Source organism: Caulobacter sp. FV2ye17ST, from assembly GCF_058680955.1.
This window is the reverse complement of sequence record NZ_CM178727.1, coordinates 3,238,677-3,261,691: the sequence shown is the minus strand read 5'-3', so window position 1 is coordinate 3,261,691 and position 23,015 is coordinate 3,238,677. Positions and strand designations below refer to the sequence as shown.

The following is a 23,015-nucleotide window of genomic DNA, read 5'->3' as shown; positions in this document are numbered from 1 at the left end:
CTTACGACCACGAATACGAGGTTTTGGTCTGGGTGAAGAACTCGACCGCCGCGAAGCCCTGTTCGCGGGCCCCGTAGCTGGAGCTCTTCGAGCCGCCGAACGGCACGTGATAGTCGACGCCGGCCGTGGCCAGGTTGACCATGGTCATGCCGGCCTTGGCGTGGCGCTGGAAGTGGCGCGCATATTTCAGCGAGGTGGTGGCGATGCCGGCCGACAGGCCGAACTCGACGCCGTTGGCGACCTCCAGGGCTTCCTCATAGTCCTTGACCCGGATGGTCGAGGCGACGGGGCCGAAGACTTCCTCGTTGTTGATCCGCATGTTGCGGTCGGTGTCGGCGATCAGGGTCGGCTGCACGTACCAGCCCGGATTTTCCAGCTTCAGGCGCTGGCCGCCGATGACCACGCGGCCGCCTTCGCCGGTGGCGATGTCGATATACTTGTACGACGTCTCCATCTGGTCTTCGGAGACTGCCGGGCCGATCTGGGTGTTGCTGTCGAGGGCGTCGCCAACCCGCAGGGCGGCGATCTTCTCGGCCAGCAGGGCCACGAACCTGTCGTGAATGCCGTCGGTGACGATCAGGCGCGAGCTGGCGGTGCAGCGCTGGCCGGTGGCGAAGAACGAGCCGTCCAGGGCGATGGCGACGGCGCGTTCCAGGTCGGCGTCGTCCAGCACGATCAGCGGGTTCTTGCCGCCCATCTCCAGCTGCACGCGGGCCTGGCGGGCCACGGCGGCGGCGGCCACCTGGGCGCCGACGCCCTGCGAGCCGGTGAACGAGACGCCGTCGACGTCCTTGTGCTTGACCAGGGCGTCGCCCATCGAACCGCGACCGAACAGCATGTTGAACACGCCGGCCGGAGCGCCGCATTCCTGCATGATGTCCGCCAGCACCGAGGCGGTGGCCGGGGTCGGGCCGGCGGGCTTGATCACCACGGTGTTGCCGAAGGCCAGGGCCGGAGCCGCCTTCCAGGCCGGGATGGCGATCGGGAAGTTCCAGGGGGTCACCAGGCCGAACACGCCGACCGCTTGACGGTACGTCTGGATCTCGACGCCCGGACGGGTGCTTTCCAGGTTCTGGCCGTGGCGGCGCAGGGCCTCGCCGGCGAAGTACTTGAAGATGCGGCCGGCGCGGACGGTCTCGCCGATGCCTTCCGGCAGGGTCTTGCCTTCTTCGCGGGCCAGCAGGCGGCCGATGTCGGCGCTGCGGGCGATGATGGTCGAGCCGACCTTGTCCAGCAGGTCCGAGCGGACTTCCGGCGAGCTTTCCGACCAGCTCGGGAAGGCCTTCTTGGCGGCGTCAACGGCGGCGTCGACTTCGGCGGAACCGCCGTTCGGGACCATGGCGACCACGTCATTGGTGTTTGACGGGTTCAGGCTTTCGGTCGGGGCGTCGGAGGCGACGCGTTCGCCGCCGATATAGTGGCGCAGGGTGTCGGTCATGGGACGAGGTCCTCGAAAAACAAAGGATTTAGAGCAGGCCGCGGCCGGCCAGATTGCGGATCAGGGCGGAGATCCCGAACGTCCAGGGCTTGGCCTGGTCGCAGGTGGTCACCTCATTTTCGAGGACGCCCAGTTTCGGGGTCGAGACACGGACGCGGTCGCCGACCTTGTGGGTGAAGCCCTGGCCGGCCGTGTCGCGGTCCTGGATCGGGGCGAACATCGTGCCCAGGAACAGGGCGAAGCCGTCGGGATACTGGTGCTGCTTGCCGAACGCCTGACCGGCCAGAACGGCGGGGTCGCGGCTGATCAGGCTCATGTTGGAATGGCCATCCAGCACGAAGTTGTCGCGGCCGGTGATCTTCAGCTCGACCTCGGCCGAGCGCACGTCGTCGAGGCTGAAGCCGTCGTCGAACAGCCGCACGAACGGGCCAATGGCGCACGAGGCGTTATTGTCCTTGGCCTTGGAGAGCAGCAGGGCCGAGCGGCCCTCGAAGTCGCGCAGGTTGACGTCGTTGCCCAGCGCGGCGCCGCGGATCTGGCCAGACCCGTCGCACAGCAGCACGACTTCCGGCTCGGGATTGTTCCAGTGGCTGTCGGAGCGGACGCCGACATGGTCGCCCCAGCCCATCGACGACAGGGTGGGGCCCTTGGTGAAGATCTCGGCGTCGGGGCCGATGGCCACTTCCAGATACTGTGACCACAGACCGTCCTTGATCAGGGTCTGCTTCAGGCGCTCGGCGCCCTCCGAGCCCGGATCGACGCTGCGCAGGTCGCCGCCCATGCTGTCTGCCAGCTGTTCGCGGATCTTCAGGGCCTCGGCGGCGTCGCCCCGGGCGCGCTCCTCGATCACCCGCTCAAGCGTCGAGACGGCAAAGGTGACCCCGGCGGCCTTCAGGCATTGCAGGTCGACGGGGGCCAGAAGCTTGGCGGCCGCGCCCTCGGGATTTTCCCAGACCGGGCGCACGTCCAGCGCTTCCAGCGGACCCCTGTCCTCGCCGCGCGGCAGGGCGACGCCGGGGGCGTAGGCGTTCATCAGGTCGGCCACCGTCGGGGCGATCTTCGACATATCCTCGATGCGTCCGCCACGCACCAGCACAGGCGTCGGGCCATCGCCGAAGTCGATGCGGCCCAGCAGGGTCGCGTCTTGCCAGTCTTCCGGAAGGAATTGCGTCACGCCCACGGCGTCGTCTCCCCGTCTCGAGCGTCTGGACCTCGCCCCACCTTGGGCGGCCGCGCTCGTTCATGCTCGTGCACTTGTTAGCGCTAACATGTGGGGGCGGCAAGGGTTTGTCAGACCAATAGTGGGGACACCCTTCCGGGGGTGAGAACGGCTACTTCGGCGCCGGGCCGCTGGAAGCCCGCACGATCAGGGTGTGCGGATGCATCAGCTGCCGGGGCTCGCCGGTCCCGTCGCGTTTGCGGCGGATCTCTTCCAGCACCAGATCCACGGCCGCGCGGGCCATGGCGGCGATCGGCTGGTGGACGGTGGTCAGGGCCGGCCAGATATTGGCGGCGATCGAGGTGTCGTCGAAGCCGACGATCGAGACATCACCCGGCACGTCCAGGCCCAGACGATGGGCCAGGCCCGCGGCGGCGGCGGCCATGTCGTCATTGCAGGCAAAGATCGCGGTGGGGCGAATATCGCTGGCCAGCAGCCGCTCGGCGGCCTCCAGGCCGGAGCGATAGGTGAAATAGCCCTGCTCGACCCGCACGTTCTCCTGAGGAATCCCGGCGGCCTTGAGCGCGGTCATGAAGCCGTCCAGACGCTGCTGGCTGACCGTCTGGTTGGGGTGGCCCTTGATGAAGCCGAAGCGCTTGTGGCCCAGGGTCAGCAGGTGCTGGGTCAGCTCATAGGCGGCGGCCTCGTTGTCGATGCGGATGGTGGCCATGTCGGGGCTGGTCATGCCCGGGGCCACGCCGACGGCGGCGGCGCCGGAGGCCTTCACCTCGGCCAGCACCTGGGGCGACTCGCACAGCGGCGGCGGCAGGATCAGACCGTCGACCCCGGTGCGCAGCAGGCGGGTCAGAGTGGCGCCGGCCAGTTCGGGCTCGGCGCATTTCTCGATCACAACCTGCGCGCCCGTGCGGCTGCTCTCGTCGAGGGCCCCGACCAGGAACTCCGACAGATAGCCCGTCGAGGGGTTGTCATAGAGCAGGCCGATGCGGAACGGGGCCGAGCCCGCCAGGCTGCGGGCGGCGGGATTGGGGGCGTAGTTGAGATCGGTGATCGCCTGTTCGACCAGGGCGCGGGTCTCTTCCTTGACGGTGGTTTCGCGGTTGATCACTCGCGACACGGTCATGGGCGACACGCCGGCGCGCGCCGCGACATCGCGGATCGTCGCGCTCTGGGTGGTGCGCCGCCTTTGGCGTTCCGTCGGCTCTCTCATGGATGGTCCCGTCCCTTTGGGCGCGGAGACTAGACCGGTTCGCGGCGTCAGTGGAAGCCGGGGGGCGAAGGATGTAGGGAACGGGCATGACACCCTTCGGCGCTCTCATCCTGACCGGCGGCGGTTCGCGCCGCATGGGCCGCGACAAGGCCGCGCTGGACTGGGACGGCGCGCGGGCGGTGGATCGGGTGGCCGAGCTGGCGCGCGCGGTTGGGGCGGCTGCGGTGCTGACGGTCGGGGCTGATCTGGGTCTGCCGTTCGTGCCGGATCCCGAGCCCGGCGCGGGACCCGTCGGGGGCGTGCTGGCCGGGGCGGCGGCTCTTCGGGCTCAGGGATTGCAGCGGGCGCTGATCCTGGCGGTTGATGCGCCGACGCTCACGCTTGAGGATTTGACGCCGTTGCTGAAGGCCGAAGCGCCCGGCGCGGCGTTCGAGGGGCTGCCACTGCCGATGGTTCTGGTCTTCTCGGCGCTGCCTGAAGACGCCGAGGCCGGCTGGCCGCTACGGCGGCTGGTCGAGCGAGCAGGGCTTTTGGTGGTGACCGTACCGGTCGGGTCGGAGGCAAGGCTTCGGGGGGCGAATACTCCGGAGGAGCTGGCGGCGTTGCTCCCTTCCCGTCGGCGGATGGGGGAAGGGTCGGGGATGGGGGTGAACGCGAAGCGTTCAACCGACGACTAGGGCGAGCGGCGTGGATTGGGGTGGAACCGCTGAGGTCACCCCCATCCCAACCCTTCCCCCATCCGCCGACGGGAAGGGCTCTTTAATACACGTCCCGCCGATACCGCCCAGCGTCGGTCAAACGCTCCAGCCCTTCGGCCCCGAGGATCTCGACCAGCGCCGCGTGAACCTCGCGCGACATGCCTTCCAGCGAGCCGCAGACCATGATCGTCGCGCCGTCCGCCACCCACGCCCGTACGGCGTCGGCCGCCTCGCGGAGACGGTGCTGCACATAGACCCGCTGGGCCTGATCGCGGGAGAAGGCCAGGTCCAGGCGCTCCAGCACGCCCCCCAGCACCCAGGCGGCCAGTTCGTCCTGGTGGAAGGCGTCGTGCGCCGCCGTGCGCTCGCCAAACAGCAGCCAGTTGCGGCCGCGCCCCGCAGCGGCGCGGGCCTTGAGGTGGGCGCGCAGTCCGGCCATGCCCGTACCCGCGCCGATCAGGATCATCGGCGCGTCGGTGTCTGGCGCATGGAAGCTGCGATTGACCCTGACGCGCGCATCGATCGGCGCGCCCTCTTGGGCGAAGCGGCACAGCCAGCCCGAGCCCAGGCCCGGCTGGCCATCGGCCCGGGGCATCAGGCGCACGATCAGCTCGATCCCGCCATCGGCGGGCAGGGAGGCGATGGAGTATTCGCGGTGCGGCAGGGCGGTCAGGCGTTCCAGCACCGCCTCGCCCGTCAGGCCGATCAGGGGCTCGATGTCGTGCGGCAGGCGACGGCCGGCGAGCGCCTCGCTCATCGAAACCGGCAGGCCCAGGCGGGCGATCAGGGCGGCGACCTCGGCTGGATCATTGCGCGGACCGATCTCGACGATGTCGCCGGCCGACCAGTCCAGGGCTCCGTCCTGCGGCTCCAGCCGGATGTGCCAGGCCTCGCCGCCGGGGCTGCCGGGGTTCAGCAGGCGGCGCTCGGCCAGTTTCCACGGACCATAGGCCGGACGGCTCCAGTCGGGCGCATCGGTGTGGCCCGTCAGGACGCCCAGATGGGCCTGCCAGTGACGCAGGGCGGCCTCGTCGCCGTTGTCGATTTCCACGCGGTCGAACAGCGGCGCGGCCCCGCGCCGGGCCAGCCAGGCGTCCAGCGTGCGGCCAAAGGCGCAGAACTGGCTGTATTCGCTGTCGCCCAGGGCCAGCACGCCATAGCGCAGGGCCGAGAGGTCGGGCTCGGCCGCCATCACGTCTCGGATAAAGGCGCGGGCCGGGTCAGGCGCGTCGCCCTCGCCCGTGGTGCTGACCACGAACAGGGCGCGGCCGGCGCCGGCCAGGTCGGCGGCGGTGACGGTCGAGAGGTCGCGCAAGTTTACCGGCGCGCCGCCGGCGGTCAGGGCCTTGGCGGTGGCGCGGGCCAGTTCCTCGGCGAAGCCCGTCTGGCTGGCATAGGCGACCAGCACCGGCTGGCCCGAGCCGCTGGACAGGGCGGCGGCCTCGCGGCGGTCGGCGCGGCGGCGCAGGGCGTGGCGGGCGGCGATCAGGCCGCAGAAGGCGGCCCAGGCCAGGGCGACGCCGCCGGCGGCGAGGTGACGCCGCGTCTCGGTATCCAGGGCGGAAAAATCGATCATGCGTCGAGCATGGCCAGCAGGGCGGGGGACAGGCGCTCCTCCAGGCCTTTTGCCGCGCGACTGACGATCAGGGCGGGCAGATCGTGCGCGGTGGCGAAGGCCAGAGCTGCCTCCGGTCCCATGACGGTGAGCGCCGTAGCCCAGGCGTCGGCGTCCATGCAGGTGCTGGCCAGCACCGTGACGCTGACCACGCCATGGTCGCCGGGCGCGCCGGAGGCTGGGTCCAGGGTATGGGCGTAACGGCGGCCGCCATGGTCGAAGAAGCGGCGATAGTCGCCCGACGTCGCCACCGACAGGCCATGCAGGGCGACCACGGTCTGCAGGGCGTCATTGGCGGTTGGCGGTCGTTCCAGCTCGACCCACCAGGGCTGGCCATCGGGCTTGGCGCCGGTTCCGCGCAGCTCGCCGCCGACCTCGATGAGGTAGGATTTCACGCCGGCCCGCTCCAGGGCATCGGCGGCCTGGTCGACGCCAAAGCCCTTGGCGATGCCGTTGAGGTCGAGACGCAGGGCGCCCGGCTGGAACAGCGCGTCGCCGTCCAGCACCAGACGCTTCCAGCCACTGGATTCAAGAGCGGACAGCGTCGCTTCGCGCGAGGGCGGCTCGCCCGGGAAGGGGCGGGGACCAAAACCCCAGAGGTCGGTCAGGGCGCCCAGGGTTGGGTCAAAGGCGCCGTGGGTGGTCTCGGCGACGGCGATGGCGCGACGCACCACGGTGGCCATGTCGGCGGGCAGGCGCGTCCAGCTTCCGGCGGCGCTGCGATTATAGCGCGACAGGTCCGACAGCGGCTCCCACGGGCTCATCTGCGCCACTACGGCGTCCAGGGTGCGCTGGACCATGGCGGTCAGGCCCGGGACGTCGGCGGCGGGCTGGGCGACCAGCTTCACCGACCAGGTCGTGCCCATGGTCTGGCCCGCGAGCGCATGGACCACGCCGCCGAGCGGGCGGGCGGGAGGCTCGGTGAGGAGGGGGACAAGGACGCGGGTCATGGGTGTCAGGCTCGCTCTCGATCCTTCCCCCTTTGATGGGGGAAGGGCAGGGATGGGGGTGAGGGCGCTGGCCGATTTCACGAGGGTCGCGCCACATCCTGCGGCGCTGTCACCCTCATCCCCAACCCTTCCCCCATCAAAGGGGGAAGGGGGCTCTTCTTAAGGCCGTTGCGCTTCGAGCACGGCGGTGTAGCTGGCCGAAAAGCCGTCGCCGGCCAGGGCTGTCACGGGCGCCGGAGCGGCGGGGGCCGCACCGGGCGCGCCCATGCCGCCGCCGCCGGGACCGCGACCCGCGCTCTCGCCGCCGCGCGCCGTGGCGTTGACCCAGTACATGCCGGCGTCCGGCAGGGTGAAGGTCACGGCGCCATCGGCGCCCGCCTTGACCTTGATCTCGCCCGGCGCGGCCCGCCAGCGGGCGCCGCCCGGAACGAAGGTGACTTCAAGACCCGCGGCCGGCTTGCCGTCGAGCAGGAACTTGAAGGTCGCCGGCTCGCTCGCGACGATGTCGGTCGGATGGGTTACCGGAACCAGCTCCAGGCCCTTGCCGGTGGGCTTGAAGACCTCGGTGGTCGGCTTGTCGCGCGTGACATAGGTCTCGTTGCGATTGCTGCCCTTGATGGTCTTCAGGTCGACGGCGCCGGCCGGAACGGCCTTGGCGAACTCGTCGGCCGAGCCCCGGAAGCGCTTGATCTCGCCGTTCTCGGTCCAGCTGGCCTGCACCGAATTGGTGGCCGAGCCGATCTTCCACGTGCCGGCCTGGTTCAGCTGCACGTCGAAGGTCGAACGATACTGGCCGGTCGAGGCGTTCTGCAGCTTCGAGATTGTGCCGTCAGGCGCGGTGACGACCACGCCGTCCACGCGCATGGCGCGGTGGTCGGGATAGAACAGCTCGTTGGAGATGGCGGCGTCGACCGTCACCCACGAGCCGTCGCCCGACAGCACGGTGAATGAGGGCAGCAGCCAGCCACGGTGGGCGCTGGCCGACATCGGCAGGGTCAGGGCGAGGCCGGCTGCGGCGACGGCGAAAAGGCGGGTCTTCAGGGACATCGGTTTTCTCGCTTACTTGACGAAGACGGTGACGGCGCCGAGCTCGGCCGAGCCCTTGACGGTGGCGGGTTTGCCGGGCTTGCCCCAGACGAAGGGCACGCGGACGGCTTCATGGCCGCCGACTTCGCGGGCGGCCTCGACCACCAGATTGTACTGGCCGGGCTTGAGGTTTTTCAGCGCGCCCTTGGCGCCGCTGAACACCACCTTCTGCGGGCCGGGGGCGCGGGTCGCGCCGCTGACGCCGTCGGCGGGGAACTTCATCTCGCGACCGGCCTTGCGCCACCACTGGCGCATGTCCTTCAGCCACTTGGTGCCGTGGTCTTCCTTGGAGTCGGGATCGTACCAGACGGCCAAAGTGCCGGCGGCGGTGGCGTCGGGGTTCTCGATCCAGATGGCCACATAGGGCTTGTGATACTCGGCCACCGACAGGCGGGGGATCTCGACGGTGACGTTGAGATCGGCGGCCATGGCCGGGGCGGCCACGGCAGCGCCGGCGAAGGTGAGGAGGGAGACGGAACGCTTCACGGATTTCACCTCAGAGGTGGACAAAGAGAATGACGAGAATGACGGGGGCGGCCAGGCCGGCGGCGACCAGCGGCCAGGTCAGAGGGCGGGCCCTGGCGTGGAACTGAAGCAGGATCAGACCGGTGATCGTGAACACGATCGTGGCGGCGGCGAAGATGTCGATGAACCAGGCCCAGGCCTTGCCGGTGTTGCGGCCCTTGTGCAGGTCGTTGAGCAGGCTGACCGCGCCGCGCGTGGTTTTCTCGTGCTCGACGGCGCCGGTCTCCCGGTCGATCGACAGCCAGGCGTCGCCGCCGGGGCGGGCCAGGGCGACATAGACCTCGGCGTCGGACCATTCGGCCTCGCGCCCGGCGATGTCGGTCCCGACGGCCTTGTCCAGCCAGTGCTGCAGCTTCAGGGGCAGGGGGCGCTTGCCCTCGACCGGACCCTTGGCCAGGTCGGCGATCAGGTCAGCCGGCAGGGTCGCCTTGCGGCTGACCACCTGGGGCTCGGCCTCGATCTGGCCCGCGTGGTTCAGCGTGATGCCGGTGATCGAGAACAGCAGCATGCCGATCAGGCTCAGGGCCGCGCTGATCCAGTGCCACTGGTGCAGCTGCTTGAGCCAGAACGAGCGGCGATGCTGGGCGGTGGCGGCGGACGACACGAGGAGGCGGAGACCTTGAGCGGGAACAGGTCTCGTCCATACTTGAGAACGACTTGCACTTTCAAGTGCTGGTTTGGCCTATTTCCAGCGCCGCCGGTCTTCGCGACCCTGCGCCAGACGGAAAGGTCGATCAGGGGAATGGGGGCTATTCCCTGATCGACCCACTCGTCGGGGGAACTGGCGGGTTCCCGACCTGATGACCCTGAGCGTCTTTGATCTCGTGGACAATCGAGGGCGCGCGCGTAAGGGAAACCCCGGAGGCGCCGTCGCAGCCTGATGATTGGGCGAACGGCCGTCGGGCCTCAAGAGGTCGTCCTGACGGCTCGACAAGGGACGGATAAGGGGTGAAACATCCCGCCTCTTAACCGCGAGGCGCACGCTTGCGGACCGCATTGGGGTGTTTTGTGAGAACCTTGTTCTTTTCCGTATCGCTTCTGGCTCTGACCGCCACGGTCGCCGTCGCCCAGACCCTGCCGCAGCCGTCGGCCCCGACCCCGGCTATCGCGGCCGCGCAGGACATTCCCTATCCGGGCACGCTGAAGCTTTCGGTCGACGCGACTGACCTGACGCGCAAGATCTTCGACATCCGCGAGACCATCCCCGTCGCCAAGGCCGGCCGCTTCACGATCCTTTATCCGCAGTGGGTTCCGGGCGGTCACTCGCCGCGCAACGACATCGACAAGCTGGCCGGGCTGGTGATCACCGCCAATGGCCAGCGCCTGGCCTGGACGCGCGATCCGGTCCAGGTCTTCGCCTTCCATGTGGAGGTTCCCGAGGGCGTCTCGGAGCTGCAGCTCAGCTACCAGTTCCTGTCGCCGGTCGAGGCCAGGGTCGGCCGCCAGGTGATGACGCCCGACATGCTGAACCTGCAATGGCTGCAGATGGGCTTCTACCCGGCCGGCTACTACACCCGACAGATCCCCGTGGAAGCCAGCGTCAAGCTGCCGGAAGGCTTCAAGTTCGCCTCCGCCCTGGAGGTCGCCAAAACCGAGGGCCAGACCACGACCTTCAAGGTGACGCCGTTCGAGACCCTGGTCGATTCGCCGATGTTCGCCGGCCGCTATTTCAAGACCGTCGAGCTGGACCCGACCGGCCCCGCGCCGGTGCGTCTGAACATGGTGGCCGACAAGCCCGAGCTGCTGGAGTTCAAGCCCGAGCACATCCAGGCCCACAAGGACCTCGTCCAGCAGGCCTACAAGCTCTATGGCAGCCACCACTACGACCACTACGACTTCCTGGTGGCCCTGTCGGACACCCTGGGCGGCATCGGTCTGGAGCATCACCGCTCCAGCGAGAACCGCGTCGCGCCCAAGTATTTCACCGAGTGGGACAAGACCTATGTGGGCCGCGACCTGCTGCCCCACGAGTTCACCCACTCGTGGAACGGCAAGTTCCGCCGCGGCGCCGACCTGTGGACCCCCACCCTGAACGAGCCCATGCGCGACAGCCTGATGTGGGTCTATGAGGGCCAGACGCAGTACTGGGGCAATGTGCTTTCGGCGCGCTCGAACCTGCACACCAAGCAGCAGAGCCTGGACGCCCTGGCCATGACGGCGGCCCTCTATGACAACCGGCGCGGCCGAGACTGGCGCAGCGTGGCCGACACCACCAACGATCCGATCATCGCCATGCGCAAGCCGCTGTCGTGGGTCAGCTACCAGCGCAGCGAGGACTATTATTCGGAAGGCCAGCTGGTCTGGCTCGACGCCGATACGCTGATCCGCGAGAAGACCGGCGGCAAGAAGTCTCTGGACGACTTCGCCAAGGCCTTCTTCGGCGTCGACAACGGCTCGTATGTGCCGCGCACCTATACGTTCGAGGATGTGGCCGCGACGCTGAACGACGTGGTCGCCCACGACTGGACCCGTTTCCTGAAGACCCGCATCGAAGGCCTGTCGGAAAAGGCGCCGCTGGATGGCCTGACCCGGGGCGGCTACAGGCTGATCTATACCGAGACCCCGACCGACTATTTCAAGACGGCCGAGACGCGCGGCAAGGTCACCAACCTGGCCTATTCGCTGGGTCTGACCGTGGCCGCCGCCGGCCTGGTGTCGGATGTGCAGTGGGGCGGTCCGGCCTTCAAGGCGGGCCTGACCCAGGGCGTGACCCTGGTCGCCGTCAACGGCGAGACCTATGACGCCGACAAGCTGAAGGACGCGATCAGGGCGGCCGCCAAGCCGGAAGGCCAACTGGTCGAGCTGCTGGTCAAGGACGGCGATCGCTACCGGATGGTCAAGATCGACTGGCGCGGCGGCCTGCGCTATCCGCGCCTGGAACGCATCGCCGGAACACCAGCGCGCCTCGACGACATCCTGGCGGCGCGGAAGTAGTCGGCGATAACAGGGGCTTGGTCGCAGGAGTCGGAAATCCGACCTTGCGACAAAATGTGAAGGTGCCTCTCGCTCTGGTTGGGCGTAGGATTTGAGCGTTCAGGATCCTCCATCTTCGAACGATCTCCAAAGTCGAAGGGCCCGTCATGCCCAGACGGGCCCTTTTACTTGGGCGCTTTGCAGGGCGCGCTCCTGCCTTGACGATGCGCCCTCTCCGGGTGACTGATTTGCCCCCGCAAAGCGCGACCGCTGGCGGGATCGTTCAGTCGCAGGGGCCTTGCATGTCGAAGTTTGATCGTCGCCAGATCATGATGGGGGCGGCCGCCACGGCGCTCGCCACCGCGCTTCCGGCCCAGGCCGCCAATTCCGCTGATGACGCGAAGACCGAGCTCTACAAGCTGTTCGACGCCTTCTTCGACGAGGACCTGTCCGACAGTCCCGAACAGGCCACCAATCTGGGTCTCGACATCGGCGCCCACGCCGATGCGCGGAGCAAGCTGGGCGACCGTTCGATCGCCGGCTGGATCAAGGATCGGGCCCAGCCCGGCCAGCGCGTCCAGCGCCTGAAGGGCGTCGACCGCAAGGCGCTCACCGGCGATGACGCGGTCAACTATGACACCGCCATGTTCCAGTACGAGAGCCGCGCGGCGGTCGCGGGCTTCGACTATGGCGCGATGAGCCGGCCCTATGTGCTGACCCAGTATTACGGAGCCTATTCCTCGACGCCCGGCTTCCTGGACACCAAGCACAAGATCGCCTCGGCGGCCGACGCCGAGACCTATCTGGCCCGCATGGCGGCCTTCGCCACGGTGCTGGACCAGGAGAGCGAGCGCTTCGCCGCCGACGCCGGCAAGGGCGTGATCCCGGCCGACTTCATGCTGGACAAGGCCATCGTCCAGCTGGGCAAGTTCCGCGCCCTGCCGGCCGACAAGAACGTGCTGGTCGCCTCGCTGGCCCGCCGCGCCAGGCCCTATGGCGACTATGAGGGCAAGGGGGCGGCCCTGCTGACCGGGACCGTGCATCCGGCCCTGGATCGCCAGATCGAGGTTCTCAAAGCCGCTCGGGCCAAGGCCACCCACGACGCGGGCCTGAACCGCCTGAAGGACGGCGACGCCTACTACGCGGCCCTGCTGAAGATCTACACGACCACCGACATGACCGCCGACCAGGTCCACCGCCTGGGCCTGGAGGAAGGCGCCGAGATCAGCGCCAAGATGGACGCCATCCTGAAAAAGCGCGGCCTGACCCAGGGCAGCGTCGGGACGCGGGTGGCCTCGCTGAACACCGACCCCACCCAGACCTATCCCAATACCGACGAAGGCCGGGCCCAGATGCTGGCCTATTGCAACAAGCTGATCGCCGACCTGCAGCCCAAGCTGCCGCAATGGTTCGGCGTGACCCCCAAGACCCCGGTCGAGGTGCGGCGCATCCCGGCCTATACCGAGGCGGGCGCGGCGGGCGGCTATTATGAGCGGCCGGCCCTGGACGGCTCGCGGCCGGGCGCCTTCTACATCAATCTGCGCGACACGGCCGATCGTCCGCGCTGGTCGCTGCCGACCCTGACCTATCACGAGGCCGCGCCGGGCCATCACTTCCAGCTGGCCCTGGTGGCCGAGAGCGACCTGCCGCGCCTGCGCCAGAACATGGGCTTCTCGGCCAATACCGAGGGCTGGGCGCTGTATGCTGAGCAGGTGGCCATGGAGATGGGCGTCTATGAGGGCGACGATCTGGGTCTGCTGGGCATGTACCAGGCCCGCCTGTTCCGCGCCGCCCGCTGCGTGGTCGACACCGGCATCCACACCAAGGGCTGGAGCCGCGAAAAGGCCATCCAGTACATGATGGAAACCGGGGGCGAGCCGGAGGGCCGGATCACCAGCGAGGTCGAACGCTACTGCGCCAATCCCGGCCAGGCCTGCTCCTACAAGGTGGGCCACACCGTCTGGGCCAAGGCCCGCGAGCGGACCAAGGCGCGGCTGGGCGGCAAGTTCGACATCCGGCGCTTCCACGACGCGGGCCTGCTGGTCGGGCCGGTGCCGCTGACGGTGCTGGATCGGGTGCTGGACGCCTGGCAGGGGTAGGGAGGGCGGCTCGCGGCGTTCCGCTCGCCGTCGCCCTCGAGCGGATCCCGCCGTCGCCTCGATAAGGCGGCGGGACTGTCATTGACCCATAATCTATCGGTGATAATTTATCAGTGATAGGTTGCGGAGTCGAACGACACGCATGTGGGTGAAGGCGCAGATCATGGCCGGGATGACCAAGGCATGAGCGCGGTTTTGCAACTGCCGCTTTCCGAGCTCTTGTGGTGGCTCGCTTCGGCCGCGTTCCTCGCGACATTCGCCGTGATGTGGGCGGTGTCGCTGACCGACAGGCGCGTTCTGGACGGCGCCAATGTCTGGGCCAAGCCGATGAAGTTCGCCTTCTCGGTGTCGTTGCATCTGGCGACGCTGGCGCTGGTGGCGCATTTTCTCAGCCCCGACTGGACGCGCGGCGGGCTGCTGGATGTCCTGGCGATCACGTCGGTCGCCGCCGCCATCGGCGAGGTGGGGTATATCGCCCTTCAGGCGGCGCGGTCGCAGGGCTCGCATTTCAATGTCGGCACGCCCTTTCATGCCGCCATGTACGCCTTGATGGCGTTCGGCGCTGTGGTTCTGGTCGTTGCGTCGGGCGGCGTGGGTTTCGCGGCGGCGGTCGACGGGCAATCGGCCCTTTCAGCGCCGGTTCGCCTGGCGGTGTCGAGCGGCCTGATCGCGGGAACCGTGCTGACGCTGATCACCGCGTTCCGGCTGGGCGGAAACATGAGCCATCATGTCGGGGTCGAGCCCGAGGGCGCCTTGCGCATGCCCATCACAGGCTGGTCGCTGACGGTGGGCGATCTGCGGCCCGCTCATTTCCTGGCCACGCACATGATGCAGGCCGTGCCGATTTTCGGCGTCATCGCGGCCTGGCTGCTGCCCGCCGCAGCCGCGGTGATCGCCGTGCTCGTGGTCGCGGCGGCCTGGACCCTGGCGACCTTTGCGCTGTTTTCCATCGGCGTCGCCGGGCGGCCGTTCACGGCGGTGATCGGCCGCTGACCCTGTCCGGGTCCGCCGACGCGGGCCCGCTCGCCCGCCGGTCGGCCTCAAACAGTCCCGACTCCCTATCGCCGTCGCGAACGCCATGGGTCGAGCCGGGCTCTTGAATGAGACCGGTACCATTCTTCCCTTGAGTGGTCTGACAAGCTCCCCCATAGTGGGGTCAAGGCGGGTCCTAAGCCGCCACCCAACGACGCGACCTCCGGGGAAACGAACCAGATGACACAAGCCATCACCCGCCGCCTGTTCGGCGCGAGCCTCGCCGCCATCGCCGCCGCGACCGCGCCGGGCGTGTCCATGGCCGCCCTGCAGGGCGGTGGCGGCAAGCCGCTCTACAAGGACCCGACCCAGCCCGTCGACGCCCGGGTCAAGGACCTGCTGGGCCGCATGACCGTCGAGGAAAAGGCCGCCCAGCTGATCGGCATCTGGCTGACCAAGGCGGCCATCCAGACGCCCGAGGGCGAGTTCTCGCCCGAGACCGCCAGCAAGAGTTTCCCCAACGGCCTGGGCCAGATCTCGCGCCCGACCGACCGCCGGGGCCTCAAGCCCGCCACCGTGGTCGACGCCGCCGCCGGGGCCGAGGACGGCACCAAGGGCCGAAACGCGCGCGACACCGCCCGCTACACCAACGCCGCCCAGAAGTGGTCGATGGAGAAGACCCGCCTGGGCATTCCCATGCTGATGCATGACGAGGCCCTGCATGGCTATGTGGCGCGCGACGCCACCAGCTATCCGCAGGCCATTGCTCTCGCCTCCAGTTTCGATACCGAGCTGGTCGAGAAGATCTTCTCGATGGCCGCCAAGGAGATGCGCGCCCGCGGCTCCAACATGGCCCTGGCCCCGGTGGTCGACGTGGCCCGCGACCCGCGCTGGGGCCGCATCGAGGAGACCTATGGCGAGGACCCGCACCTGTGCGCCGAGATCGGTCTGGCCGCCATTCGCGGCTTCCAGGGCAAGACCCTGCCGCTGGCCAAGGACAAGGTTTTCGTCACCCTCAAGCACATGACCGGCCATGGCCAGCCCGAGAACGGCACCAATGTCGGCCCGGCCCAGATCGCCGAGCGCACCCTGCGCGAGAACTTCTTCCCGCCGTTCGAACGCGCGGTCACCGAACTGCCCGTGCGCTCGGTCATGCCCAGCTATAACGAGATCGACGGTGTGCCTTCGCACGCCAGCCACTGGCTGCTGACCGACATCCTGCGCACTGAGTGGGGCTATCAGGGCTCGGTCCAGAGCGACTATTTCGCCATCAAGGAACTGATCGCCCGTCACAAGATGACCGAAAGCCTGGCCGACACCGCCGTGATGGCGATGAACGCCGGCGTCGATGTCGAGCTGCCCGACGGCGAGGCCTATGCCCTGCTGCCGCAGCTGGTGAAGGAAGGCCGCGTCTCGCTGGCCCAGGTCGACGCCGCCGTCGCTCGGGTGCTGAAGATGAAGTTCGAGGGCGGCTTCTTCGAAAACCCCTATGCCGACGAGAAGACCGCCGAGGCCAAGAACAACACGCCCGAAGCCATCGCCCTGGCCCGCGAAGCCGCCCGCAAGTCGGTGGTGCTGCTGAAGAACGACAAGGGCGTGCTGCCGCTGAACGGCAAGGCGATCAAGCGCATGGCGCTGCTGGGCACGCACGCCAGGGACACCCCGATCGGCGGCTATTCCGACGAGCCCAAGCACGTGGTCTCGCTGCTGGAAGGCCTGACCGCGGAAGCCAAGGCCCAGGGCTTCGCCCTGGACTATGCCGAAGCCGTCCGCATCACCGAGCGCCGCGTCTGGGCCGCCGACGAGGTCAAGCTGGTCGACCCGGCCGTCAACGCCAAGCTGATCGCCGAAGCCGTGGAAGTGGCCAAGAACGCCGATGTCGTGGTCATGGTGCTGGGCGACAACGAACAGACCAGCCGCGAGGCCTGGGCCGACAACCACCTCGGCGACCGCAACGACCTGGATCTGATCGGCCAGCAGAACGACCTGGCCAAGGCGATCTTCGACCTGGGCAAGCCCACCGTGGTGTTCCTGCTCAACGGCCGTCCGCTGTCGATCAACCTGCTGGCCGAGCGCGCTGACGCCATCATCGAGGGCTGGTACCTGGGCGAGCAGACCGGAACGGCCGGCGCCGACATCCTGTTCGGCCGCGCCAATCCGGGCGGCAAGCTGCCCGTCAGCATCGCCCGCAATGTCGGCCAGCTGCCGATCTACTACAACCGCAAGCCCACTTCGCGTCGGGGCTATCTGTTCGACGAGAAGACCAGCCCGCTCTACCCGTTCGGCTTCGGCCTCTCCTACACCACCTTCGACATCGCCGCCCCGCGCCTGGCCAAGGCCAGCATCGCTCAGGGCGAGACGGTCAAGGTCGAGGTGGATGTGACCAACACCGGCAAGGTCGCCGGCGACGAGGTGGTGCAGCTCTATGTCCGCGACGTGGCCGCTTCGGTGACCCGCCCGCTGCTGGAGCTGAAGCACTTCAAGCGCGTCACCGTCGCGGCCGGCGCCAAGACCACCGTGACCTTCGAGATCGCGCCGTCGGACCTGTGGTTCTGGAACCTGGAGATGAAGCGCGTGGTCGAGCCGGGCGCGTTCGAGATCATGGTCGGGCCCAATTCGGTGGACCTGAAGAAGGTCACGCTGACGGTGGTCTAGGCTTTAGCGCCGGCAACAAATACCCGCTCTCCCCGGCGACACGCCAGTGCGGCGAAGCCAACGCCGGGGCCCAGATCGCACCCGTGAGCAGCCGTGGACTTGGCTCCGCCATCAGGCGCGTCAGCCCCAAAGGCTCAGGATGAATCTGGGCCCCGGCGTTGGCTTCGCCGCACTGGCGTGTCGCCGGGGAGAGCGGAAATTATAGGTATCCGCTCTTGGAGGCGGACGGAGGATATCCGCATGCGTCGCCTGATCTCGGGCCTGAGTCTGGCCGCCCTGCTGGCCAGCCCCGCCGCCGCCCAGGACCTCCTCAACGCCCTGTTCGCCGACCATGCGGTGGTCCAGCGCGACCGGCCGCTGCCGGTGTTCGGAACCGCCAGGCCCGGTGAGACGGTCACCGTCGCCTTCGCCGGCAAGACCGCCAGCGCCACGGCCGGCTCCGACGGCGCCTGGCGCCTCGACCTGCCCGCGACGCAGGCGGGGGGTCCGTACGACCTGACCGCCACGACACCCTCCAAAACCCAGACCGTCCGCGACGTGCTGGCCGGCGATGTGTGGCTGTGCTCGGGCCAGTCGAACATGGAGATGCAGGTCCAGGCCTCCGGCGACGCCTGGAACCAGATCAACAACGGCGCGCCCAACGACAGCATCCGCATGGTGACCATCGAGAAGGCCGACGGCCGCGCGCCGCAAGCCAACTTCGCCAAGCCGCCGGTCTGGAAGCCGACGACCAAGGACACCGTCGGCTCGTTCTCGGCCAGCTGCTTCTATTTCGCCCGCGAGCTGCAGAAGACCCGCAACGTCCCGCTGGGCCTGGTCCACGCCTCATGGGGTGGCTCGGGCATCGAGGCGTGGATGACGCCCACCGCCCTGCGCAAGGTCGGCGGCTATGACGACGCCATCGACATCCTGAACCTGTCGCTGAAAGATCCCTCGGCCGCGGCCCGCCGCTGGGGCGAGACGATCAAGGCCTGGTGGGCGCCCAAGCATCCGGGCGAGGCGGCCGTCGCGCCGTGGACCGGCGCCGGCGCCTGGACGCCCGCGCCGAAGGACCTGGGCATCTGGGAACGCTGGGGCGTCGCCGAGCTGGCGGCCTTCAACGGCGTGGTCTGGTTCAAGACCGAGGTCACGCTCACCGCCGCCCAGGCGCGGCAGGCCGCCACCCTGACCGTCGGCCAGGTCGACGAGATGGACACCACCTATTTGAACGGCGTCGGCGTCGGCGCGACCTCGGGCGCGTGGCTGGACCGGTCCTATCCTCTGGCAGCCGGGTCGCTGAAGGCGGGCCGGAATACCATCGTGGTCGCTGCCTGGGACACCTACGCCAATGGCGGGATGTACGGCGATCCCTCGAAACGCGCCATCGTGCTGGGCGATGGGACTCGCCTGCCGCTGGAGAGCTGGACCTACCGCATCGAGCCCCGGGTCGGCGTCGATCCGCCGCGCGCGCCGTGGGACACCTTGGCCGGGGTCTCGACCCTCTACAACGGCATGCTCGCGCCGATGGGCCCCTACGCCTATTCGGGCCTGGCCTGGTACCAGGGCGAGACGAACGTGGGCCGCGACCAGACCTACGCGGCCCTGCAGACCGCCTTCGTCGCCGAGCGTCGCGCGGGCATGTCGCCCGATATGCCGGTCGTTGTCGCCCAGCTGGCCAGCTATGGCGCGTTCGCGACGACGCCGGGAACCTTCGGAACTGCCGCCCTGCGTGAAGCGCAGCGCCGCGCGGTTGTCGCCGATCCGCATGCGGGCCTGGCCGTGACCACCGACATCGGCGACCCCTTCGATATCCACCCCGCCAACAAGCAGGAGGTCGGCCGCCGCCTGGCCCTGGCCGCCCGCCGCATCGCCGGCGAGGCTGTGACCACCGGTCCCGCGCCGGTCTCGACCAGGCGGGCAGGCGAGACGGTGGTCGTGGCCTTCGACCAGATCGGCGGGTCGCTGGTCTCGCGCGGCTCGGACCGCGTGATCGGCTTCGAGCTGTGCGACGCCGCCAACGCCTGCCGCTGGGCCGATGCCCGGATCGATGGGGCGAGCGTGGTGCTTTCCGCTCCGGCCGGAGCGCCCGCCGCCAAGGTGCGGTTCGCCTGGGCCGACAGCCCGACCTTCAACCTCTTCGACAGCGCGGGCCTGCCGGCCGTGCCGTTCGAGATGGTGGTGCAACCGTGACCTCAACCTCCGCTCTCCCCGGCGAAGGCCGGGGCCCAGATTCACTCAGAGCGTTTGGGGCTGACGCGCCTTCGGGCGGAGCGATACCCCCGGCGGTCCATGGGTTCGATCTGGGCCCCGGCCTTCGCCGGGGAGAGCGGCATAAGGGCAGCTGGCCGGCTCTGTCGGCGCTGGCGCTCGCGGCCGTCCTGGCCGTCACTGTCGCCTTGATGATCCCAACCGCCGCCCGCGCCGCCGAGCCCGCCGCCATCACCGCGACCGCCACTCCCGGCGCCTTTCCGCTGATCCGCGCCGGCCAGCCCGCCCGTATCGAGGCCGACGTCACCGACTTCCCCGGGGTGCTGCGGGCCGTCAAGGATCTGCGCGCCGACCTCGCCAAGCTCTCGGGCGTCCAGGCCCCAGGCAAGGACGCCCCGGTCGTCATCATCGGCGCCATCGGCAAGAGCGCCGCCATCGACGCGCTGATCGCGTCCGGCAAGCTCGACGTCTCCCGGGTGACCGGCCAATGGGACGGTTTCGTGCAGCAGGTGGTCGACGATCCGCGTCCCGGCCTGAAGCAGGCCCTGGTCATCGCCGGCGCCGACAAGCGCGGCACGATCTACGGCGCCTATGATCTCTCCGAACGGGCCGGCGTCTCGCCCTGGACATGGTGGGCCGACGCGCCGGTGATCGTGCGCAAGGACGTCTTTGTGGCTCCCGGCGCCAATGTCCAGAAGCCCAGGGTCAAGTACCGGGGCATCTTCCTCAATGACGAGAACCCGGCCCTGTATGGCTGGGCCAACAAGACCTTCGGCGGTTTCAACCACGCCTTCTACGAGCGGGTCTATGAGCTGACCCTGCGCCTCAAGGGCAACTATCTGTGGCCGGCGATGTGGGGAAAGGCGCTGTATGACGACGATCCGCTGAACGCGCCCCTGGCCGACGAGATGGGCGTGGTGATCGGAACCTCGCACCACGAGCCGATGATGCGGGCCCACATCGAGTGGGAGCGCTATGGCTCCGGCCGCTGGGACTACGCGAAGAACCCCGAGAAACTGCGCGACTTCTGGCGCGAGGGCGTCGAGCGGATGGGCGCCAATGAGAGCCTGGTCACGGTCGGCATGCGCGGCGACGGCGACGAGCCGATGAGCGAGGGCACGGCCACCAAACTGCTGGAAACCATCGTCGCCGACCAGCGCAAGATCATCGGCGACGTGACCGGCAAGCCGCCCGAAAAGACGCCCCAGGTCTGGGCGCTCTACAAGGAAGTTCAGGACTATTACGACGCCGGCATGCGCGTGCCCGACGACGTGACCCTGCTGTTCGCCGACGACAACTGGGGCAATATCCGCAGGCTGCCAAATCTTGAGAAGGATGGGCCGGGTAAGACCCGCGCCGGAGGCTATGGCGTCTATTATCACTTCGACTATGTGGGCGGGCCGCGGAACTACAAGTGGCTCAACACCAACCAGATCGAGCGCGTCTGGGAGCAGATGAAGCTGGCTGACGACCATGGCGCCGACCGTCTGTGGATCGTCAATGTGGGCGACCTCAAGCCCATGGAACTGCCGACCGAGTTCTTCCTCGACTATGCCTGGAACCCCGACGCCATCCCGCTGGAGACGCTGCCGACCTACACCCGCGACTGGGCCGCGGCGCAGTTCGGGGCCGAGCAGGCGACCCAGATCGCGGCCCTGCTGGACGGCTATACGAAGCTCAACGCCCGGCGGAAACCGGAGCTGATCGACCCGTCGACCTTCAGCCTGATCCACGACCGCGAGGCCGAGCGGGTCGAGGCTGAATGGGCTGATCTGGAGCGCCGCGCCGGCGCCGTGCGCGCGGCCTTGCCCAAGGCCGCCGACGACGCCTTTTTCCAGCTGGTGTGGTTCCCGGTGAAGGCCAGCGCCAATCTGACGAAGCTCTACATCGCCGCCGGCCGCAACCGACTGTATGCGACGCAGGGGCGGACCGAGGCCAACGCCCAGGCCGATCGGGTCAAGGCGCTGTTCGCCCGTGACGCCGAGCTGACCCGTCAACACGACGCCATCGCGGGCGGCAAATGGGTCCACATGATGGACCAGACCCACATCGGCTACACCAGCTGGCAGCAGCCGGAGACCAACATCATCCCGGCCACCATGACCGTGACGCTTGGGACCGGAGTGGGCGTCGCCGTCGAAGGTCGTGAGACGGCGGTCGAGGGCGTGGCGGATTTGCCGCCGATCCACCGTCATGGCGTGCAAAGCCGCTGGATCGACGTCTTCAGTCGCGGCGCGGCGCCGCTGGGCTTCACGGCCTCGAGCGGCGCGCCCTGGCTGAACATCGCCCGTGGTCCCTCCGGGCCGAGCGGGGACGCACGGCTGGAGGTCTCGGTCGACTGGAGCAAGGCGCCGAAGGGCGAGCACCGGGTTCCGGTGACCATCACGGCTGCCGGCGCAACGACCACGGTCACGGCGGTGGTCTCCAATCCGGACCGCAGGATCGCCAAGGGCGCCTTCGTCGAAGCCGGCGGCGTCGTCGCCATCGAGGCCGAGCACCACGCCCGCGCGACCTCGGTGGATGGCGTGAGCTGGAAGACCATCCCGAACCTGGGCCGCACCCTGTCGGGGGTGGCGGCCTATCCCACGACGGCGGCGTCCAGCGCGCCGGGTCAGGGCCCCGCGCTGGAGTATCTGATCGACTTCGAAAAGGCCGGTCCGACCGACCTGACCGTGTTCGTCTCGCCCAGTCTCGACTTCCGGGGCGACAAGGGCCTGCGCTACGCCGTCTCCATCGACGCGGCGCCGCCCGTGACGGTGAACATCATCCCTGACGCGTCCGAGAAGGCCTGGAACAGGGCCGTGGCCGACAATGTCCGCGCCCTGACCACCCGCCTGGACATCTCCTCGGCCGGCGCGCATCGCGTCAGGCTGTGGCGGGTGGATCCAGGCGTGGTCTTCCAGCGGTTGGTGCTGTCACGCGGACCACTGGGCGGCAGCTATCTGGGACCGGTGGAAGGCGTGCGCCGCTAGGCCACGGAACCTTGAGCGCGAAAAATGCTCCCATCCGTATCCGGGGGCGGAACGGTTCAGCTTGTTGCGCGTATAGCGGGGCGGCGCCGCGCCCTATAGCCACGCGACGCCGAGTGCAGGGGCGGGGGCCAATTCACGATGAGCGACGCTGATTTGTCCGGGCGCGAGGCGCGCCGTCTGGCCGCCCTGCATCACTATCAGGTGCTCGACACCCCGCGGGAAGCGGCCTTTGACGAGATCGCGCTGCTGGCGGCGCAGATCTGCGGCACGCCGATCGGCGTGGTGAACCTGGTCGGTGACGGGCGGCAGTTTTTCAAGGCCGAGGTCGGGCTTGGCGTGCGTGAGACGCCGCTGGCGACCTCGTTCTGCGCCCGGGCGATCCTGGAAGAGGATTTCCTGCTGGTGCCCGACGCCACGCTCGATCTCCGGTTCGAGGGCAATCCGCTGGTGACCGGCGAGCCGGGCCTGCGGTTCTACGCCGGAGCCCTGCTGAAGACGCCGGACGGCCTGCCGATCGG

Annotated in this window: 15 protein-coding genes and 1 pseudogene; 8 read left to right on the top strand and 8 right to left on the bottom strand. The window is 68.7% G+C overall.

Going from position 1 to position 23,015, the window contains the following annotated elements:
* Position 1: 1 nt before the first annotated feature.
* From ACW17V_RS15550 to xylR, 3 genes are all read right to left on the bottom strand, one after another.
* A complete protein-coding gene (locus ACW17V_RS15550; RefSeq protein WP_492105961.1) occupies positions 2–1,438 on the bottom strand; it encodes an aldehyde dehydrogenase family protein in 1,437 nt (478 codons plus the stop codon).
* Between the two features lie 28 nt (positions 1,439–1,466).
* The gene (locus ACW17V_RS15545; RefSeq protein ID WP_492105960.1) at positions 1,467–2,618 is read right to left on the bottom strand and encodes a fumarylacetoacetate hydrolase family protein; all 1,152 of its coding nucleotides are present in this window, start codon (positions 2,616–2,618) and stop codon (positions 1,467–1,469) included.
* Positions 2,619–2,769: 151 nt separating this feature from the next.
* A complete protein-coding gene (xylR, locus tag ACW17V_RS15540) occupies positions 2,770–3,825 on the bottom strand; it encodes a transcriptional regulatory XylR (protein ID WP_492105959.1) in 1,056 nt (351 codons plus the stop codon).
* Between the two features lie 86 nt (positions 3,826–3,911).
* On the opposite strand from xylR, the gene mobA reads away from it, so the two are divergent.
* Positions 3,912–4,502 carry a molybdenum cofactor guanylyltransferase gene (mobA, locus tag ACW17V_RS15535; protein WP_492105958.1) on the top strand — a complete coding sequence of 197 codons (591 nt, stop codon included), beginning with the start codon at positions 3,912–3,914 and terminating at the stop codon, positions 4,500–4,502.
* Between the two features lie 82 nt (positions 4,503–4,584).
* Here mobA and ACW17V_RS15530 read toward each other — a convergent pair whose 3' ends face one another.
* From ACW17V_RS15530 to ACW17V_RS15510, 5 genes are all read right to left on the bottom strand, one after another.
* Entirely contained in the window at positions 4,585–6,099 is a 1,515-nt protein-coding gene (locus tag ACW17V_RS15530; RefSeq protein WP_492105957.1) for a sulfite reductase subunit alpha, read from the bottom strand.
* Positions 6,096–7,088: an FAD:protein FMN transferase gene (locus ACW17V_RS15525; RefSeq protein ID WP_492105956.1), complete on the bottom strand. Its 993-nt coding sequence runs from the start codon at positions 7,086–7,088 to the stop codon at positions 6,096–6,098. Before ACW17V_RS15525 ends, ACW17V_RS15530 begins: the two co-directional genes overlap by 4 nt.
* Before the next feature lie 159 nt (positions 7,089–7,247).
* A complete protein-coding gene (locus ACW17V_RS15520; RefSeq protein ID WP_492105955.1) occupies positions 7,248–8,135 on the bottom strand; it encodes a DUF4198 domain-containing protein in 888 nt (295 codons plus the stop codon).
* A 12-nt stretch (positions 8,136–8,147) separates the two neighbouring features.
* Positions 8,148–8,660 (bottom strand): DUF2271 domain-containing protein, encoded by a 513-nt coding sequence (locus ACW17V_RS15515; RefSeq protein ID WP_492105954.1) that lies wholly within the window; start codon positions 8,658–8,660, stop codon positions 8,148–8,150.
* A 10-nt stretch (positions 8,661–8,670) separates the two neighbouring features.
* Positions 8,671–9,303 (bottom strand): PepSY-associated TM helix domain-containing protein, encoded by a 633-nt coding sequence (locus ACW17V_RS15510; RefSeq protein ID WP_492105953.1) that lies wholly within the window; start codon positions 9,301–9,303, stop codon positions 8,671–8,673.
* A 392-nt stretch (positions 9,304–9,695) separates the two neighbouring features.
* Here ACW17V_RS15510 and ACW17V_RS15505 point away from each other — a divergent pair, with 392 nt between their 5' ends.
* The 7 genes and pseudogenes from ACW17V_RS15505 (at position 9,696) to ACW17V_RS15475 (ending at position 22,497) form a co-directional block, all read left to right on the top strand.
* Positions 9,696–11,633, top strand: a complete 1,938-nt coding sequence (locus ACW17V_RS15505) for a M61 family metallopeptidase (RefSeq protein ID WP_492108814.1) — start codon at positions 9,696–9,698, stop codon at positions 11,631–11,633.
* 281 nt (positions 11,634–11,914) lie between these two features.
* Entirely contained in the window at positions 11,915–13,711 is a 1,797-nt protein-coding gene (locus ACW17V_RS15500) for a DUF885 domain-containing protein (RefSeq protein WP_492105952.1), read from the top strand.
* A 183-nt stretch (positions 13,712–13,894) separates the two neighbouring features.
* Positions 13,895–14,704, top strand: a complete 810-nt coding sequence (locus ACW17V_RS15495) for a hypothetical protein (protein WP_492105951.1) — start codon at positions 13,895–13,897, stop codon at positions 14,702–14,704.
* 219 nt (positions 14,705–14,923) lie between these two features.
* Positions 14,924–17,338, top strand: coding sequence for a glycoside hydrolase family 3 N-terminal domain-containing protein (locus tag ACW17V_RS15490; protein ID WP_492105950.1), 2,415 nt, complete (start codon positions 14,924–14,926; stop codon positions 17,336–17,338).
* A gap of 112 nt (positions 17,339–17,450) precedes the next feature.
* A pseudogene (locus tag ACW17V_RS15485) lies at positions 17,451–17,534 on the top strand (hypothetical protein); the annotation flags it as partial.
* Between the two features lie 44 nt (positions 17,535–17,578).
* Positions 17,579–19,507 carry a sialate O-acetylesterase gene (locus ACW17V_RS15480; protein ID WP_492105949.1) on the top strand — a complete coding sequence of 643 codons (1,929 nt, stop codon included), beginning with the start codon at positions 17,579–17,581 and terminating at the stop codon, positions 19,505–19,507.
* Between the two features lie 209 nt (positions 19,508–19,716).
* Positions 19,717–22,497, top strand: coding sequence for a glycosyl hydrolase 115 family protein (locus ACW17V_RS15475; RefSeq protein ID WP_492105948.1), 2,781 nt, complete (start codon positions 19,717–19,719; stop codon positions 22,495–22,497).
* Positions 22,498–23,015: the final 518 nt, after the last annotated feature.